Here is a 17863-nt window from a genome sequence, read left to right on the forward strand (position 1 = left end):
CTTGTAATATATCTTTGAACATATCTCTTAGATAACTACTTATATCTCCAGATTTTATAAATTCTCCATCTGATATAATTTCTTTGACTAATTGTTTTCTTAAAGTATTCATAAAAAATCTCCTTTACGACATTTGATTATATTTAAATCATTGCCATAAAGAAGATTTTTATTAACCTTGAAGCACAAATTATTTTACATTACCTAAATTTGCTCAATAAAATAGAAAAAGAGTTGGCTTATTATTAGTTCAACTCTTTTTCTATTTACTAAAATATTATTGATTCTAAGAACACATATATTCTTTACTACAAAATAAAGTCTAAAGCTTAATTTAATTACTTTTTATCAAATGTTTCATCTATTTTACATCTGACCATATTAACAAATTCTGAAATATTATATCCTTTCAGCTTACATCCACATTTAGGACAATAGTCCAATTTCCTAGATACTAATGCTCTACAGCTAGGTTCTGGGCATCTCATTTTAAGACTCTCTTCTACTACTTTAAATCCACATCGTGGGCATATACTACCTGGACGTGATGATACTTCTTTTCCACATTTAGGACACTTTGTCAACTTTATCCCCTCCAGTAAACTCAATTTAATTATTGGTTGAAATTTCTCTCTTACAATAATGTATGCAACATAATTAAATACGTTTCACCTACTATAATATAAATTAGTTTTTTTATAATATTATTATCTAGGGTTTTTTATAGATGCTTGAGCTGCTGCAAGTCTAGCAATTGGCACTCTAAATGGTGAACAAGATACATAGTTAAGTCCTACATTATAACAGAACTCTACTGAAGATGGTTCTCCACCATGTTCGCCACATATTCCTAGTTTTAATTCTGGTTTAACTTCTCTACCTAATTTAACTCCCATCTTAACTAACTTACCAACACCATTTTGGTCTAGTACTTGGAATGGGTCTTTTTCTAATATTTCTTCATCTACATATTGACCTAAGAATTTACCAGCATCATCTCTTGAATATCCAAATGCCATTTGAGTTAAGTCATTAGTACCAAAACTGAAGAAGTCTGCTTCTTGTGCTATTTCATCAGCTGTTAAACAAGCTCTAGGTATTTCTATCATAGTACCTACAGTATAAGGAACTTCTACTCCTTCTTCTTTGATTATAGCATCAACAGTTTCCACTATCATTTTTCTTATTATCTTTAACTCATTTACTTCTCCAATTAATGGAACCATTATTTCTGGAGATACTTTAACACCTGCTCTTATTGCTTCTATAGCACCTTGTATTATTGCCTTAGATTGCATTACACATATTTCAGGATAAGTTATTGCAAGTCTACATCCTCTGTGGCCAAGCATTGGGTTAAATTCATCTAAATCAACTATTCTCTTCTTAATATCACTTACTTTTATTCCCATAGTTTTTGAAAGTTCTTCTATAGTTTCATCATCATGAGGTAAGAATTCATGTAGTGGTGGATCTAGTAATCTTATATTAACTGGCTTTCCATCCATAACTTTGAATAACTCTACAAAATCTTCTCTTTGCATTGGTAATATTTTTTCAAGAGCTTTTTCTCTTTGCTCTACTGTATTAGACAATATCATTTCTCTAACTGCTGGTAATCTGTCTTCATCAAAGAACATATGCTCAGTTCTACATAAACCTATACCTTCAGCACCAAATTCTATAGCTGCACGAGCATCTCTAGGATTATCTGCGTTAGTTCTAACCATCATACATTTATGCTTATCTACCCATTGCATTAATTTTTCAAAGTTTCCAGTTAAAGAAACTTCTGTTTTCTTAACATCTCCTAAGTAAACATTTCCTGTAGAACCATCTATAGAAATGTACTCTCCTTCTTTTATAACTATATCATCAAGAGCTCTTACTTCTTTATTAAACTCATCAACTTTTATTTCTCCACATCCAGCAACACAACATTTACCCATACCTCTAGCAACAACTGCTGCATGTGATGTCATTCCACCTCTAGCTGTAAGAATTCCTTCAGCCTTAACCATACCTTCTATATCTTCTGGAGATGTTTCTAGTCTAACTAAAACTACTTTTTCTCCCTTTTCATTTGCTTTTACTACATCATCAGCATTGAAGTAAACTCTACCACTTGCTGCACCTGGTGATGCTGGTAAACCTTTTGCTATAACTTTAGCTTCTTTTAAAGCTTTATCTTCAAATTTTGGATGTAATAACTGGTCTAATTGATTAGGCTCAATTCTCATTATAGCTTCTTTTTCATCTATTATTCCAGCTTCAACTAAATCAACTACTACATTTATTGCTGCTGCTGCTGTTCTTTTACCATTTCTAGTTTGTAATATATATAATCTTTCATTTTCTATAGTAAACTCTATATCTTGCATATCTTTATAGTGACCTTCAAGTATATGAGTAATTTTTACGAATTCATCAAATACAGCTGGCATTACTTCAGCAAGAGTTGATATATTTTGAGGAGTTCTTATACCTGCAACAACATCTTCACCTTGAGCATTCATTAAGAATTCACCAAATAATTTATTTTCTCCTGTAGCTGGATTTCTAGTAAATGCAACACCTGTACCACTAGTTTCTCCCATATTACCAAATACCATTGATTGAATGTTTACTGCTGTTCCTAAATTATGAGCTATATCATTTAATCTACGGTATACGATTGCACGAGGGTTATTCCATGATCTAAACACTGCCTCTATAGCAAGCATTAATTGCTCTTTTGGGTCTTGTGGAAAATCACTTTTTATTTCTTTTTTGTATATTGCTTTAAATTCTTTTACTATTTCTTTTAAGTCATCAGTTGTAAGTTCTGTATCAACTGTGTATCCTTTTGCTTCTTTTACTCTATCTAGTACATTTTCAAATTTGTATTTTGGCACTTCCATAGCAACATCAGAAAACATTTGTATGAATCTTCTGTAACTATCATATGCAAATCTTTCATTTTGTGTAGCTTCTGCTAGACCAATAACACTATTGTCATTAAGACCTAAGTTAAGTATTGTATCCATCATTCCTGGCATAGAGAATACTGCACCAGAACGAACTGATACTAGTAGTGGATTTTTATTGCATCCTAATGTCTTGTTTAAATCTTTTTCTAAAGTAGCTAGATGTGCTTCTATTTCTTTTATTATTTCTGCTCTTATACTTTCATTATTAACATAGTAGTCATTACATGCCTCTGTTGTTATAGTGAACCCAGGAGGGACAGGTAAGCCTATCTTAGTCATTTCTGCTAAATTGGCACCTTTACCTCCTAGTAAAGATTTCATGTCTTTGCTTCCTTCACCAAAACTATAAACATACTTAGTTTCCATTGTTAAATCCCCCATTAATCTTTTTTATTTTAATTTATATCATTTTTATTATTAAACATTTTATTAAATTTCTATTTCTTTATATATTTTTAGACCATTTTCCTTCATTATGTCTAAAATTATACCTGCAGTTTCTTCAATTGCTTTATTTGAAACATTTATTACTGGGCATCCAATTTTCTTCATTATTTCTTCTGAATAGTCTAATTCTTGAAGTATTCTTTCTAAGTTAGCATAATTAGCTTTACTAGATAGCCCTAAAGCTTTTAATCTTTGAGTTCTTATTTCATTCAACTTTTCAGGTGAATTAGTAAGACCTATTATCTTCTTAGTTTCTATTTCAAATACTTCTTTAGGAATTGGTATTTCTGGAACTAATGGTACATTAGCTACTTTTATATTTTTATTAGCTAAATACATACTTAAAGGAGTTTTAGATGTTCTTGATATTCCCACTAAAATTATGTCTGCTTGAAGAACTCCTCTAGGGTCCTTTCCATCATCATATTTTACTGCAAATTCTATAGCCTCAACTCTCTTAAAGTAAGATTCATCTAATTTTCTGATTATACCAGCTTCTCTTTTAGGTTTTCTTCCAGTTCTTTTACTTATTTCCCTTAATATATCTGTCATCAAATCTATACAACTAAGACCTTCTCTTTCGCAATATCTTTCAACAATACTGCATAGCTCTTCATCAACTAATGTATATACAATCAAAGCGTTTTCAGCTTTTGCATTTTCTAGTGTTTCAAGTAATACTCCCTTATTAATCATATATGGAAATCTTTTTATTTCATAAGTTTCATTTACATAAAATTGTGACATACATGCTTTTGCAACTTGTTGTGCAGTCTCTCCTACTGAGTCTGATACTGCATATATAATTAGGTTTTTCACCAGCATACCTCCTTAATTGTCAACTATTTCTAAAAATAGCTTAGTTATGTTGGTTTTTGATATTCTCCCAACAACTCTCATATGGTTTTTGTCTTCTTCTTTATATTCAACAATTGGAATCGAATCTACTTCATGTTCTATTATTTTTTTTGAAGCCAATAAAACACTTGCTCCCTTAGTCAAAGTAACTACATTTGGAGTTCTTGTCATTATCATACCTATTGGCATCTTATTTATATCAGAACCTCCTATAGTTGCTTTTAATAAGTCCTTTCTAGAAACAACTCCGCATAATTCTTCATTTTCATCTATAATAACTATACTCCCTACATCAGATAAAAACATAGTGACTATTACATCATATATACTTTCGTCTTTCTTAGCTAGTACAGGCATGCTCATTATATCTTCTACTGTTTTTTCTTTTATACTTTTACCAATTAAATTAATTTCACTAACTCCTGAATAAAAATATCCAACTTTTGGTCTTGCGTCTAGTATTCCTGTCATTGTTAATATAGCTAAATCAGATCTAAGTGTAGCACGAGTCACATTCAAGCTGGAGGCAATACTTTCACTCGTTATTGGTTCATTTTCCTTAACTATATCTATTATTTTTAGTTGTCTTTCATTAAGCTGAATAATAATCACCTTCTTTCATTGTGCTATACTTTTTATCTTTTCGTATCTTATATAGTATATTATATAACTATATATACCATTCTGTAAACAGATTTTTTATTGAATACGATATATTTTTTACCAAGTTCTTTTGCTTAAAGATATTTATTGTATATTAATGGGGGATATTTCTTTAATTAATAGAACTATATTAGTATTACAGTTAATATTATAATACATAATTGGCTATTTTAATTCATTTTATATTAAAATTTTTAATTATATTATCTTAAATATGAATATAAAATTGCAGAATTAATTTAAATTAAACCTACTAGTAAGATTTTTAACTGTAAACAAACTATAAAATAAGATTTATCAAAACACTCTCTCAAAAAATATAAAAAAATTTAAAAGGGCTGATTTTAAAATAACCATCAACCCTCTTTTAAATAACATCTATATTATATTATTATACAATAAATTTTATCCAAATATTTTTTCTTGTAATTGTCTTAAATGATATAAAGTAGTATCTTTTTCTATCTCTACCATATCATATGTTATAACTTCACCCTTTTTAATATCTTTGATAACTTTAGTCTTTTTACTGATTAAACCAATAGGTACAGCATTCATTTCTTTTGCAACATCATATTTTTCTATAGTGCCATAGCATGTATATGCACCATATCCATCCATATACTCACCTTTTTTCAAGTCTTTCTTAGCTATAGTCATAACTTCTGCAACTAATCCAGCTTTAGGCACTATTGTAGCCTTATGCTCTAAAACTGCCATTGCTGCTGATAAAGGAGTTTCTAAACTGCATAAATGATATGGTCTATATAATATGTAATTAGGTCCATCACCCATACTTAAGTATTTTAATTCATCATTAACTGCTTTTAATTTATGAGCAACTACAACGAAAACACCAGGTGCTATACCATTTACAAAATCAACTACACCATAATTATCTAATACTCCACCCTCGCTTTTTAATGCATATTTCTTAGGTACTTCATTAACTGTAGCTTCAATACCATGCCCACCTCTTACATCAGGTACAAATCCAGTTGCATTACACATTAAAGCCATTTCTACCATTGTTTTAGTACCTTCTTTAAAAGAAGCTATCATATGAGGTGAAGCTCCTTTTCTTTCTGCTTCTTCTTTTACAGTATCAGGATTACAGTCTAAATCTAGTTTATTGTTTTTACCTTTACCTACTACTCTAACTTCAAATCCCATTGCATCTGCAAAATCAAATAGACCCATTACTGCCCCTGGTTCATCTCCTGCAGAACCTGTAAATATTACTCCTGCGTCATCTGCTAATTTTTTAAGTATTGGACCAACAACACAATCAGTTTCAGCGTTTAACATTACTATATGTTTTTTATTTAAAATAGCATTTAGTGCTATTTCTGCACCAATTGCAATACCTCCTGTTGCATCTATAACTACATCTATTGACTTTGTTTTGCAAGCCACAAGAAAGTCATTACATGTTAATACTTTTCCTTCTTGTAATTTTAATTCTGCATCTGTTTCATTTGTTACATTATCTATGATTTCTTCTTCTATACCTGCATCAGTAAATGCTTTACGAGCTAATTCTAGATTTATATCTACAACAATAGATGCTTCCATTCCTTTCATATTTGCCATTTGACTTACCATTCCATTACCCATATGACCAGCACCTATAAGAGCTACTTTTATTTTTTTACCTTCTTCTTCTAGCTTTGCAAGTTTTCTGTTTAAATCTAACATATCAATTCCTCCTGTTATAATAATTTTATTTTTCAAATTAATAAATAGTTATTAAATCTCCAATCTTTATATCTGGTTTTCCAATTTCTACATGTATTTCTCCAGGTAAATTTACTTTATCTTCTCCATCAAATTTAATTGTACAGTGACCAATTTCTCTAAGAGTATTTTGAGCAATATCACCAACTGAAACTATACAATAATCTCGATTTCCTATTGTAAGTGTATCCCCTATTTCAACATTACTTTTTAATGTTGATATTGAATGAATTACAGATATATCTTTCAAATCTTCATCATTAATAGTTTCATCGTATATAATAAGACAGTTGCTTTCATTTATTAATTCTTCAACTAAACTGCCTATCCCACTTATCTTAACTTCATACTTCATGATATCCCTCCTGATAATTTATATTAGATTAATTAAAAGAAACATTTATTTTTTCTTTTATAAATTTTATAGCTTGTACAATACTTTCTTCATCTTTAAATTTTTGCTCTGCACTATATATGTCCAATCCTTTTATATCTTCAATCTCTTTAAACTTAGCCATCACTGTGCGACCTTTTAAAATTTCTCCACACTTTATAAATCCCTCTGAATCTGAAGATATAATAGCTATACTTCCTTTAGAAAAATAACTTTTCTTTTTTCCTGTAGACACTATATCGCCCATTTTTTTAGCTTTATTTAAGGCTTTGAAATATAGTTTATTCTGATTCATTACAAACAAAGTATTTAAAACATAAACAACAAATAAAATTATAAGTAGTTTCATATTTACACACCTTTCATAAATTAATTTGTTTTTTTAGTCCTATACAAAACTTATATAATATTCTCAATCAATACTTTTTTAAATTCTACAAAGCTTCTACATTTACTTATCTTATTTGTTAATTTTACATTTTGTCCTATCTTTAAAACTTCTTCATAAATCTTTACCAATAAATCTGAATCCACCTTATCCTCACATGGAAACATTGTCATAAGTATTATTTTTATACTTCTATTTGCATAAAATATTGGCTCTTCTAAAACCCCAACTGCCATTAAAAATTTATCTGACTTTTCATTTACAGCATGAGGAAATAATAAACCTTTATCAAAAACTGTAGGAGATTTTTCTTCTCTTTTGATTATATTTTTTCTAAAATTATCATCAATACATCCCAAATCCATAAGATTGTCCATCATTTTTTCTAATGAATCAAGTATCGTTTTTTCATTTAATATCATAAATTTATTTTCATTTAACAAATTATTTATTAGTAAATTTGGAGAATCAGTAGTATCTATGTTGCCTTCTCTTAAACATAATACGGTCTTTAATTGTTCCCTCAATTTATTTTCATCAAATATTGTATTGATTTTTAATACTATTGTATTTATATTTGATGTATCTAAATCAATAGTTGTAAAAACTATATCGTATTCATCTAAATTAATGTTTCTCAAATTAAAACTTGAAAGAGTATCAATTTTAGGATTATTTCCTATCAATTTTTCAACTCTTATTTTTAATAGTTTTGCTGTTCCAAGACCTGTCCCACATATAATTGCTATTTTCTTAATTGAATAAAATCTACTACTATTTCTTTCTAAGTATCCACTAAAATGAATTGCTATATAACCAATTTCATCCTCAGAAACTTCTAGATTATATTTTTTCTCTATTACTTTTCCTGCTATTTGTGCCAGCTTAAATGGAAGTATATAGTTTTGTTTGATTTCTTCTAACAATACATTTTTTAATTTTATATTAAATAATAGCCTGTTCAGTGTAAAACTAAGATGATATCCAAGTCCTACCCTTAACTCATCCTCATTTATAAAAATACCCATATCAACATATATCTGATTGAATATGCTTTCCATTAAATCATCAATATTTTTATTTATTCTACTACTATTTAAAGCACATTCTGATGCTGGTGCATTTCCACTTACTAATGGTATAGTTAAATAAATAATTTCTTCATCATTTAAAATATATTCAAATTTTTCTGATAAAATATTCTTTATTTCCCCAGCAATAAGATACTCATCATATGACTTAAGTAAATCAAATTTTACATCGTACTCTTTTACTATCTTCTGTTCTTTTACTCTATACATCAAAACTACTATGTAATTAAAAACTTCTCTGAGCATTTCATCTGTAACATAAAAATTATTATTTTTAAATAAAGTCAATAATTCTTCTTCTAAACTTGCAATTTCTTCTTTTTTGATACATTTAAAGTACTTAGAATTATTTAAATCTTTTCTTGAATCTTTATACAACTGATTTAATATAAGTAACCTAATATCAAGTTCACTACCATGTAATTTCATTCCTGTATTTTGCTTTTTTACTAAATTCAAATTATAAGAATTTAATACCTTTTCTACATATTGAAAGTCATTTACTAGTGTAGTTCTTCCTATACACATCTCATCTGCTAGACTATCCAGTGTAATAAATCCATCTAGTTCTATCAAATAATTTAGTATAAACTCTGCCCTCTCTTCCTTTGAATTTAATGAAAATACACTTTTTTTATTCACATCAATAATCTTATTGAGTATTTGCTTATCTTTTATCTCTAGTTTATAGCCTTGACCTTTTATATATTTTATTATTGCTATGTTACTTCCTAAATCTTTATTCAATTGCTTTATATATGTTCTGACACTTCTGGTTGTAACATTCAATTCGTCTGCTATTGAATCAATACTTACAAACTCTTTTTTACTACACATAATCAATATCTTGAATATTTTACGGTCAATAGAAGGAATTTTCTCAGTTACATTCATTTTGCATCTCCTCCTTGATTTCATTCTAGTACAAACTTGAAACCAAATTAATACATAAAATTTCACTTTGCTAGAGGAAAATTTAGTATTAATCCAAATCAATAATCACTCCTAATTAATACTACAAAAGCTAGTCTTTCATTAACTAAAATTTTGACTAGCTTAAGTTTACATTTACAATTTTATTAATTAAGTTTAAATCTCATAACAACATAAAATACTATCTTAATGCAAATATTGCAACGCCATACGCAATAATTACAGATATTGGCCCAGTTATTAAACGAGAGTAAAATAATGCTGGTACTCCATATTCCACGGTTTCTGGTTCTGCTTCTCCTAAACTTAATCCTACTGGGACAAAGTCACAGCCAGCTTGCCCATTTATTGCAAATAAAGCAGGAAGTGCTAAATATGCTGGTATTGCACCAAGACCAATTTGTGTTCCTACAAGAGTACCTACTACCTGTGCTATAACTGCTCCAGGACCTAATATAGGTGATAAAAATGGAAGTGTACAAATTATTGATATAACTAACAAACCACCAATGTTTCCTGCAAGTGGTGATATTACCTTTGCAATCCAATCACCTAACCCAGATGCCAAAATAATTCCCATAAGCATACTTACAAATGCCATAAATGGTATTACATTATTCATTATCATTTGGATAGTATCTCTACCCGCATCATAAAACTTTGATACTACTTGTCCTGCTCCTTGCCCAATAGAAAGTATTATGTTTTTCTTCGCATATTCTTCTTGAGCTTTTGATTTTACTTCATTATAATTATCAGGCTTTCTAATAGAACTTTGACTTTCATTTTTATTTTCTTGAGATTTTTTTTGTGTTTCTTCACCATCTAAAATACTTATGCAATTAATATTAACATCTGATACATAGTATTCTTCAGTTATAAATTTTGCTAAAGGCCCTGTTTTTCCCACTGGATTTACATTAATTGTAGGTATTTTCTTCTTTGGATAAACCCCACACCTTGCTGTTCCACCACAATCAATAATAACTACTGCCACCTCTTCATCAGGAATCCCAGTTTTAAATCCATCTATAACCTCACAATCCAATAATTCTTTTATTTTTAATGTCACTTCATGAATACCACCAGCAGTCATTGACAATATTTTATTTCTAGTTGCTTCTTTTTTTATGTATAAAGGTCCTCCCCAACCAGAAGTTCCCTTTTCTATCTTTAATACTCTATTTGCATCCATTTTAAACCCCTCCTAAGCCTTATTTGTTGCTTTATTTTTTCTTGTTAAAAATGCGTACATTTTTTCTGTTACTACACCTCTTATAAAAATCACAATTAGACCAACTATAAAATACCATAATGCTAATGTAGTTGTTTCCTTACCTAATGTAGTTAAACCTGCTGAAATACCTAGCCATACAAAAAGTTCTCCTGCATTTGCATGTGGGAAAAGTCCTGTAATTGGATGTACAAATGAAACAGCTGCATCATAAAATCCTGCTTTATGTTCCTCTTTTAGAAATCTACCAAATGTATAACACATAGGATTTCCTAAGAAAAATACTGACACTAATGGAAGCAAAGTATATCTTGTAAAAGCATTTCTTCCAAGTTTAGAAGCCCATTTATTTACTCTTTCTTCACCAACTATTTTAATCAATGAGTTAATAGCTACCATTAAAACGATTAATGTTGGAAGAGTCCCTGATATAAGACCTACAAATTGTTCTCCTCCCTTTTGAAATAAACCAATAAACCACTCTGCACCTTTACTTAGACCTGTAATAACGTTTTCCATAAGATTATAACCTCCCTATAATTTCTTTAAATTTTTAATTTTATTGACTAGCTTTAATTCTACAAATTGCATCCTTTTTCTGTAAGATATACTATTATTATAAATGTTTTTCTTTGATTAATATCATTTTAATATAATATTTTTGATAAATTAATACATCTTTTTTCAACTTTGCAAAGGAAAAAGTTGTACTAATTAGAATTTTCAGAAATATACAAATTTTATTGTGACTATATTTTAAATTTTTCTTAGAAATTTAAGAACTTGTTTTTATTTATTTTATTATCGAAATTGTCGATAGCTACTATAAATAAAAAAATAGATGCTCTTTTCTGAGCATCTATTTTCTATTTCAACTTATTTTTAGTTTTATCTACAGTTATTTTATAGGTATACAAATATCAATCTGTGAATCTACATTATCAGGTCCTAAAAATCTTTCATCATATATCTCGAAATCATCTCTTATATCAATTTTTTCCTTTGTGCTTAAGAACCAAGTTCCCCATATATATTCATAAGTTTTATCTAGCTTGTCCAAGCTACCAGTATGAGTGAATACAGCGTATTTTCCTCCATCAATATTTTTTGAAACAAATAAACTTGGTATATTTTCATAGCTACTAACTTCAAGCCCTATTATTTCGTTAAATTCCATAGTTTCACTAAGTAGATGTATTTGTGGAGTTGCTTCACAAATTCCAAATGCTCTGTTTGATGGCAAAGTGTTTGGCACCATATTGTATACTTCTCTAAATTTTTCCCACAAACTAGGTAATGACTCATCTTCTAGTGTTACTTTTTCTTTTATACCAATTACTTTTATTGAATCTATCTCTTTTATAACTGGTTTGATTGTTACATTTTCAACTAAATGTTTCATAAAATCTAATTCTAGTTTTTTCTTCTTTCCAACAAATACATCTATTCTATTTTTTCTATATTCTATGGGACTGACCTTGTATATAGATTTAAATGCTCTACTAAATGCTTCTGAAGATTCAAAACCACTATCAATTGCTATATCTAGTACCTTTTTATCACTGTATAAAAGTTCTTTAGAACTATTAACTAATCTTCTTTTTTTTATATAACTTCCTACACTCTCACCAAACATAGATTTAAATAAACGTGTTAAATGATAATAAGAATATCCAGATTCTTTTGCTACATCATTTACACTTATATCTTCTTTTAAGTTATTTTCAATATATATTATAGCTTTTTCAAAATACTTTAAGTAATCCAAGGTTATACCCCTATTCTCTTTAATATTCTCAAGTATTATAATATTTTAAGTAACACTATTTTGTTTACTATACTAAAATATCATAAACAATGCAACATTATGTAGCACTTTCATTTTATTTTGTATATATAACTACATAGGATAATCAGAGTATTTCTTATTCAATTAATTTAAAAAAATCTGATGGTGATTTCTCTATATTTATATTTACAAGTTGTGTTGTATACTTAAAGTTATCATTTAAATAGTAACTATTCCAACCATTGTCTTCCAATCCACCCCATAAAATATTAAATTTTCCCATAGTTAGGTCCATAACTATACTTTTTAAAGTTCCAAAAAAATCATTATAATAATTACAAGATAGACCTTGTGGATATTTTGAAGTCAATAAATTAATTAAATCTTTCTCTCCAATCTTTTTAGAACTTTCTATATACTCTTTAATTAATTTATATCTATGAATAGAATTGCTCATTGATTGTGGTTCTAGTTTATGAAGTTCCTCAATATGGACATGATTTGTAGAATGCAAAAATGATTCCCTTTCACTTTCTGCCTTATTTATTCTATTTATGTCTTTTCTTCCATCTAAAGTTTCTACAAGTGCAATATTTCCAGACTTATCTGCAATCAATAAATTAATATTATATGCTATTGGCATGTCTTCTATATATACCAATGCTTCCTCTACATCCTTACAGTTTTCCAACAAATATCTAATAACAGCCCAAAATTGTAAACCTACAACAGCTGGCTTTCTCAGTCCCTCTGAATTACCTACAGGTAAACCACAAGATGACTGACTCACACCTAAACCACATTCATTCATTCCCTCAGTTCTACCAAACTGCATTACTGTAGTCCCAATATGTGCGTATTTACCAGCTACCTTAGTTTTGCATAACACAAAATCTTCCATCTTGTGTGAAAAGTCAAAATTACGTGCAAATAGTACATGACCATTTTCAGTTAATTCTGGTGCTAATGCAACTTGACTACAACCTGGTCTAAGATATGTCATAGTATAGTATAAAATTTGATTCTGATTTACATGAATAGCATCAGCAAAACCTTGTAATTCTTCATTAAGCCCTGGACAATATTTATCAAATAACTCCACCATATGATTTTCTTCTTCTTTAGTTAAAACATTAGATTTATTAATTTGTTCACCTATCAACTCTGGTATATTTACAATTGATTTTCCTAACTCATACCCTATTTCATAATTTGTACCACATAATTCGAAAGTTCTTACTTTTAAAGTCTCCATATTGTTTCCTCCTACATATATCTTGTATTTAATTTTATCATCAGAGCTATAACCTTTCATGATATTTTTTGCTATGATAAGTTAACAAATCTAAAAGGTCTAATAAGTACCAGATTTATATAGGATTATTTAAGTTTCTATATCATTTAAATCATATGATGTTTTTTTAATACTAGGCATAATACCTTTTTGTATTTCTTGTTGGGCTTGTTTTACTAGTGCATTATAATCATTCCCCTTCATTATTTCTAAGTGTCATACATTTAGCAAATGTATTTCCTGTTTTTAAATATGTATATCCAGGCATTTCAAATAAAATTGGTTTTAATTTATCATAATCGATTTTGCTAAACTTACCATAATATGGTCATGTCCAATAATACCTAAATGTCCTACTAACATCCAGTTAGGTCTTTCATTAATTACTACTCCAACTACTACTAATGGTGTAGGATATAATCCTATTACAGAACCTAAATCTTTTTTCATATATAATTACCTCTTTTATTTTATTTTTTATATTGTATTCCCTTAACTCAACTTAAGGTCAAGCATTATTTTTTATATTCATGCTTTTCTTTCCACTCCTTAACCATTTTTTGTGTTACAGGGTCACACAGGTTATAGTAATTTTCAATTTTATACTCAACAACATCTAAACATTCTTGAAGTTTACTAATCTGTGTAGTCAAATCTTCCTTTACTTCCACCAATATTTCTCTACGTACTTCCTTTGTATCATCATCAGAGCATGCAAGTCGTACATATTCAATAATAGCTTCTAAAGAAGCACCTGCTTTTTTAAACTTCATCACAAACTCAATCCAATGAATAGCACGTTCATCATAATCACGAATTCTAGATTTATTTTTAGGAATAGGTGGAATCAAACCAATCCTTTCATAATAACGCAAATTATCGACTGATATTCCAGTACGTTTTGAGGCTTATTTAATTGTCATAAGCATCACACTCCTTATAATTATCTTTTTTTAATATACAACCTTAAGTTAACTTCAGGTCAAGTCTTTTTAAAAACTTTTTTTATAAATTAAAAAAGTAAATCAAAAAGGTGAACTATATAAAGTTCACCTTTTATTTTAGAGACTATACTTAAATGTAATTTATTATATTATAAATTTTATAATTTAATATGTTCAATCCCAATATATTTTATTTTAAAATTATATAAATGTATTTTTTAACACTTTAAAAAGGACCTAAATTAATCTGTACTGCAATCATCAAAAATATAAATCCTAAAGCTAATTCCATAAGTATTATCTTTGATGCAAATTTAAACCATCTTGTATAAGGGATATGAGCAATAGATATTCCAGCCATAAGAACGCCTAGCGTTGGTACTATTCCATTTGCAAATCCATCACCCATTTGGTAAGCTAAAACTGCAACTTGTCTAGGTATCCCAATAACATCTGCAAGTGGAGCCATAAGTGGCATAGTTACCATAGCTTGACCTGTACCTGAAGGTATAAAGAAATTGATTACAGATTGCATAATCATCATTGCTCCTCCACTAAAAATCCTAGGAACATAATTTAACACTAATGACAATCCATGAACTATTGAATCTAAAATTACCCCTTGTTCTAATATAACTACTATACTAGATGCAAATCCTATCAAAATAGCTGGATAGACCATCTCTTGCATCCCTTTTACAAATCCAGAGGCAATTTTATTTGGATTCATACCATAGACTATTCCACATAAAATTCCTAGAGCAAAGAAATAAGCTGATAAATCCGACATTCCTAAAGAAAATTTTACAATCAATATCATCAGAACCAGTATTCCTCCAAAGAATGTAACTAATACTCTAATATTTCCAGAAGATAACTTATCCCCGACAGAAGACTCATCAATTTGCCAGTGACTATAATCAATGTCTGACACTAAACTTTTACTTGGGTCTTTTTTTATCTTTTTACAATAAAAAATTATATATGTAGAAAGTAAAATCATTGTACAAATCCAAAATATCCATCTAAACCACATACCTGAAAAAAGTGGTAAACCTGAAATACCTTGTGCTAATCCTACTGTAAAAGGATTAATAGTAGCTGAACCATAACCTGATGCAAGCCCTAACAATAAAATTCCTGAAGCAACTAATGCATCATATCCCAAAGCAATACATAAGGTCATCAATATAGGTAAGAATGCAATACATTCTTCATACATTCCTACAACTCCACCAGCTAGTCCAAAAGTCAATACTAGACACGTAATTATAATCTCACCTTTTTTGCTTCCTTTACTTTTGGAGATAACTCTACCAATTAGGGCATCTAGTGAGCCAGTAGAATTTACTACACCAAATGCACCTCCAATAATAAGTACAAAAAAAACTGTTACAGAATTTTTTCCAAGCCCGCTTGGTATAGCTCTGAATACATCCATTATACTGACAGGATGTTGTTCTCCATATGTAAAACTTCCAGCTTGCACAATCATATTTCCAGTATTTAAATCTTCAACTCTATTATATGTTCCAGAAGGAACAATGTAGGTCATTATGGCTGCAAATATAATTAAACCTATCATCAAAACATATGCATCCGGGAATGCTAATTTTTTCTTTTTGATTTTACTCTTATTAGTCATAGCCTAATCCCCTTTGTTAGAATTTACTCTTCTTTCATTTTTTTTAGTAATTCTGGTTCTTCAAATAAACGTAATCCTGTCAAAGCTAATACTTTTATTCCATCAATTACTCTATCTTTTGCATATGGCTTTATAGCTGCTTCTAAAAATTCTTTTGTATGTAGTTCTTCACCATTTTCAGAGAATTTTATCAAAGGATGTATACATGGCATAATTTGACTAAGATTTCCCATATCTGTCGAACCTAATAATACCTGCTCATCGTCATCATATATACCAAATTCCTCCATAATGTTTGTAAAGATACCTGTTAAAACCTTGTTTGCATTTAAGCCTTGGCAAGTTGGCTCAAAATGATAAAATTCAAGTTCACAGCCAGTAGCTATTGCAGCTCCTCTAGCACAATTTTTTACTTTTTCAACCACCTCGTCAAAGTAGTCTTGCTCTTTTGCTCGTATTTCTAGTCTTACTTTCCCCATGTCAGGTATTACATTTGCAGCAGTTCCTGCTTCTAGTATGATACCATGTATTCTAGTTCCATCTAGCAATTGTTGTCTCAATGCATTTACATTATTATATAATAACACTACTGCATCCAAAGCATTTATTCCATTATATGGCTTAGCTCCTGCGTGGGATGCTTTCCCAGTAAATATAAAATCTAATCCTCCTATTGCTATAATTTCTGGAGTTACACAAGTCTTTGAGTTTGGGTGTATCATCATTGCAGCATCATAACCATCAAATACACCATGTTCTATCAAGTAAGGTTTTCCATCCCCAGTTTCTTCAGCTGGTGTCCCAATTATACTTACCTCTCCTTTGTAAGTATCTAGTATACTTGCAAGAGTTATTCCAGCTCCAACTCCCATGGAAGCTATCAAATGATGGCCACATGCATGACCATTACCTGGAAGAGCATCGTATTCTGCTATAAATGCTATTCTTGGACCATCGCCATTTTTCTTTGTTGCTTTAAAAGCTGTTGCCATACCTGCCAAATTTTCCTCAACCTCAAAACCTTCTTCTCTTAGAAATTTTGATATTTTTTTAGCAGATTTATACTCTTGTAGGGCAATTTCTGGTTCATCATACAAAGATTGACATAGCTCCAAAATTTTTTCTTTCTTTAAATCCGCAACTTGTATTATTTTTTCCTTCATATCAATCTTACCTCCCATTAAAATTAATTTATATATTTATTCATATAAGATAAAACAAACTTATATTTATTACATTAAAACTATTTCTACACTTATAGTAAAACCTAGTGACTTATTCAACAGTACAAATTTTTCTATCCATTATTTTATCTATTAAAATAAATAATCTTACTATATATACTAACCTTTAAAATAACAGTTTTGAATATAAATATGTATTTCTACATGTATAAACCAAATAACTAATAAGTAAAAATATAAACATATGCATTAAAAATTTATAATTTATTATATTGAGTTTACATAACTTTAAT

15 protein-coding genes and 1 pseudogene are annotated in these 17863 nt (G+C 29.1%); all 16 read right to left on the reverse strand.

Annotated features, from left to right (window positions below; translation table 11 throughout):
• Positions 1 to 338 precede the first annotated feature (338 nt).
• The 16 genes and pseudogenes from IC173_RS06905 to IC173_RS06980 all read right to left on the reverse strand — a co-directional run bounded on the left by IC173_RS06905 (position 339) and on the right by IC173_RS06980 (position 17549).
• Entirely contained in the window at positions 339 to 584 is a 246-nt protein-coding gene (locus IC173_RS06905) for a hypothetical protein (protein ID WP_227432629.1), read from the reverse strand.
• Between the two features lie 123 nt (positions 585 to 707).
• A complete protein-coding gene (ppdK, locus tag IC173_RS06910) occupies positions 708 to 3335 on the reverse strand; it encodes a pyruvate, phosphate dikinase (protein WP_227432628.1) in 2628 nt (875 codons plus the stop codon).
• Positions 3336 to 3398: 63 nt separating this feature from the next.
• A complete protein-coding gene (locus IC173_RS06915) occupies positions 3399 to 4241 on the reverse strand; it encodes a pyruvate, water dikinase regulatory protein (protein ID WP_227432627.1) in 843 nt (280 codons plus the stop codon).
• Between the two features lie 6 nt (positions 4242 to 4247).
• Positions 4248 to 4886: a helix-turn-helix transcriptional regulator gene (locus IC173_RS06920; protein ID WP_227432626.1), complete on the reverse strand. Its 639-nt coding sequence runs from the start codon at positions 4884 to 4886 to the stop codon at positions 4248 to 4250.
• A gap of 456 nt (positions 4887 to 5342) precedes the next feature.
• On the reverse strand, positions 5343 to 6635 hold the full coding sequence (locus IC173_RS06925; RefSeq protein ID WP_227432625.1) for an NAD(P)H-dependent oxidoreductase: 1293 nt from the start codon (positions 6633 to 6635) through the stop codon (positions 5343 to 5345).
• A 37-nt stretch (positions 6636 to 6672) separates the two neighbouring features.
• On the reverse strand, positions 6673 to 7029 hold the full coding sequence (locus tag IC173_RS06930) for a PTS glucitol/sorbitol transporter subunit IIA (protein WP_227432624.1): 357 nt from the start codon (positions 7027 to 7029) through the stop codon (positions 6673 to 6675).
• A 28-nt stretch (positions 7030 to 7057) separates the two neighbouring features.
• The gene (locus tag IC173_RS06935; RefSeq protein ID WP_227432623.1) at positions 7058 to 7417 is read right to left on the reverse strand and encodes a transcriptional regulator GutM; all 360 of its coding nucleotides are present in this window, start codon (positions 7415 to 7417) and stop codon (positions 7058 to 7060) included.
• Between the two features lie 50 nt (positions 7418 to 7467).
• Positions 7468 to 9441: a BglG family transcription antiterminator gene (locus tag IC173_RS06940; RefSeq protein WP_227482827.1), complete on the reverse strand. Its 1974-nt coding sequence runs from the start codon at positions 9439 to 9441 to the stop codon at positions 7468 to 7470.
• A gap of 220 nt (positions 9442 to 9661) precedes the next feature.
• Positions 9662 to 10675 carry a PTS glucitol/sorbitol transporter subunit IIB gene (locus tag IC173_RS06945; RefSeq protein ID WP_227482828.1) on the reverse strand — a complete coding sequence of 338 codons (1014 nt, stop codon included), beginning with the start codon at positions 10673 to 10675 and terminating at the stop codon, positions 9662 to 9664.
• A gap of 12 nt (positions 10676 to 10687) precedes the next feature.
• Positions 10688 to 11233, reverse strand: coding sequence for a PTS glucitol/sorbitol transporter subunit IIC (locus IC173_RS06950; protein ID WP_227432620.1), 546 nt, complete (start codon positions 11231 to 11233; stop codon positions 10688 to 10690).
• 379 nt (positions 11234 to 11612) lie between these two features.
• Positions 11613 to 12482, reverse strand: a complete 870-nt coding sequence (locus tag IC173_RS06955; RefSeq protein ID WP_227432619.1) for an AraC family transcriptional regulator — start codon at positions 12480 to 12482, stop codon at positions 11613 to 11615.
• Between the two features lie 157 nt (positions 12483 to 12639).
• Positions 12640 to 13758: a C45 family autoproteolytic acyltransferase/hydolase gene (locus IC173_RS06960; RefSeq protein WP_227824168.1), complete on the reverse strand. Its 1119-nt coding sequence runs from the start codon at positions 13756 to 13758 to the stop codon at positions 12640 to 12642.
• Positions 13759 to 14082: 324 nt separating this feature from the next.
• The gene (locus tag IC173_RS06965) at positions 14083 to 14247 is read right to left on the reverse strand and encodes a hypothetical protein (RefSeq protein ID WP_227432617.1); all 165 of its coding nucleotides are present in this window, start codon (positions 14245 to 14247) and stop codon (positions 14083 to 14085) included.
• A 65-nt stretch (positions 14248 to 14312) separates the two neighbouring features.
• Positions 14313 to 14693 (reverse strand): annotated as a pseudogene (locus tag IC173_RS06970) (MerR family transcriptional regulator); the annotation flags it as partial.
• Positions 14694 to 14967: 274 nt separating this feature from the next.
• Positions 14968 to 16386, reverse strand: a complete 1419-nt coding sequence (locus IC173_RS06975) for a TIGR00366 family protein (RefSeq protein WP_227830743.1) — start codon at positions 16384 to 16386, stop codon at positions 14968 to 14970.
• A 23-nt stretch (positions 16387 to 16409) separates the two neighbouring features.
• Entirely contained in the window at positions 16410 to 17549 is a 1140-nt protein-coding gene (locus IC173_RS06980) for a M20 family metallopeptidase (RefSeq protein WP_227830744.1), read from the reverse strand.
• Positions 17550 to 17863: the final 314 nt, after the last annotated feature.

This window comes from Clostridioides sp. ES-S-0048-02 (genome assembly GCF_020658495.1).
Taxonomy (GTDB): domain Bacteria; phylum Bacillota; class Clostridia; order Peptostreptococcales; family Peptostreptococcaceae; genus Clostridioides.